Origin of the sequence: Shewanella sp. N2AIL, assembly GCF_022690845.1 — a bacterium.
Classification (GTDB): Bacteria; Pseudomonadota; Gammaproteobacteria; order Enterobacterales; family Shewanellaceae; genus Shewanella; species Shewanella baltica.
In genome coordinates, this window is sequence record NZ_JALBYT010000120.1 from 1 (window position 1) to 255 (window position 255).

Here is a 255-nt window from a genome sequence, read left to right on the forward strand (position 1 = left end):
ATTCGCGCAACTGCCTGATAAATACCTTGCCTCGACATACCCGCAGCACGACATGCGGCAGCGAGGTTTATTTCGCTTTTAGCTTTTGCTTGCCAGACGTACCGGATAAGTACTTTTTTCTGAGGCCTGCTCCATATTCATTGTCCATGATATCAACCATGCCATTGAGGATTTGGTTACGTAGTTTCTCTTCTGCTAACTCACGTTCAAGGCGCTTGATCGTTTCGGCAGGGGTTTCTTTTGACTTAGGCATAA

Annotated in this window: 1 pseudogene; it reads right to left on the reverse strand. The window is 46.3% G+C overall.

The window, feature by feature from the left end:
* Nucleotides 1–255: pseudogene (locus tag MO387_RS21365) on the reverse strand (IS3 family transposase); the annotation flags it as partial.